The 1,227-nt window shown below is 61.3% G+C and carries 2 pseudogenes; both read left to right on the forward strand.

Annotated features, from left to right (window positions below):
- A pseudogene (locus NP596_RS21460) lies at positions 1-595 on the forward strand (phage tail protein); the annotation flags it as partial.
- 1 nt (position 596) lies between these two features.
- Positions 597-1,227 (forward strand): annotated as a pseudogene (locus NP596_RS21465) (hypothetical protein); the annotation flags it as partial.

Below are 1,227 nucleotides of genomic sequence, written 5' to 3' on the forward strand. Positions count from 1 at the left end.
CATGGCCGGCCTGTGCCTGGCGCTGGACATCGCCACCGACGGCGGCGTCAGCCGCGGCCAGGTGATCCCGGTGGAACATTTTCGTCTGCGTCGTACCCTGGCCACCATTTTGGGCTTGGACTTAAGCGACGAACAGCATCCGTTGACGCTGGGCACCGGCCAAAGCGGCAACAGCATCGTCGGCGACAGCCTGATTTTAAGCGCCGACAATGCCCGCGAGTTCCTGGCCCTGTTGGCGCCGGATTTGATCAAGGACAACGCCGACGACCGGCGCATCGTCGCCGAATTTTTCGACCGTTACAGCCACAGGCTGACGGTGATATTGCACGGTCCGGCCGGCGAGCATCTGGCCGGCGTGCGGCGGATTTTGCGGCAGCAATTGCCGGCGCATCTGCAATGGGCCGTGAAGACCAGCGATTACTCGTTTATTCCGGGTTTGTCGCCGTTGCTGCAAATCGATAGTTATTTGCAACGCACGCCGGCCTGGAAAAAACTGATTTTGGATCGTATCCATCTGGGCCGCGACGGTTTGTTGCAAAACGCCATCGCCCTGGCGCCGGAACTGGCGACCGCACCCGCACCTGCAGGAGACTGACATGACCGCAATGCAAGACCAAAGTCTGATCGGCGACGGCCAATTCGAACAACCCTTGAAACGGGTGGTGTTCGAGCCGGGCATGCTGCTCGGGGTCGAAGCCACCAGCAGCGAACAGGATTACCACCGCCGGCGTCTGGTCCGCCATCAATATTGGCTGCACGGCTACGGCACCTTGTCCGGGCTGGTGGTGAGCCTGGAGGCCGACGAACCGGAAAACGCCGACCAGCATATTTTGACCAAACTGATCGTATCGCCGGGCGTCGGCATCGACGGCCTGGGCCGCGAGGTTAGTTCCTACGAACCCTATTGCATCAATCTGAAAGACTGGCTGGAAGCGCACAGCGATACAGACCGGATCTGGCAGGTCGCCAACGGCGGTTTCGATGGCGGCGATAACAGCTTGTGGCTGAAAGTGGTGTTTCGTTACCAGGAACAGCCCAGCGGCCTGCAGCCGGTGCTGGCGACCCAGATCAATGCCGGCACCGATCCGGTGCAGCCCAGCCGGCTGAAAGACTGCATCCTGCTGGAATTGATTCCGGAAAAACCGCTGTTCGACGACCCTGCGTTCGCGCCGTGGGGACCGCCGGCTTATTTGGACCCGCTACGGGCCGGCCACGTACACGGCCAGG

The organism is Methylomonas rivi, assembly GCF_024505165.1.
In the GTDB taxonomy this organism is placed as follows: domain Bacteria; phylum Pseudomonadota; class Gammaproteobacteria; order Methylococcales; family Methylomonadaceae; genus Methylomonas; species Methylomonas rivi.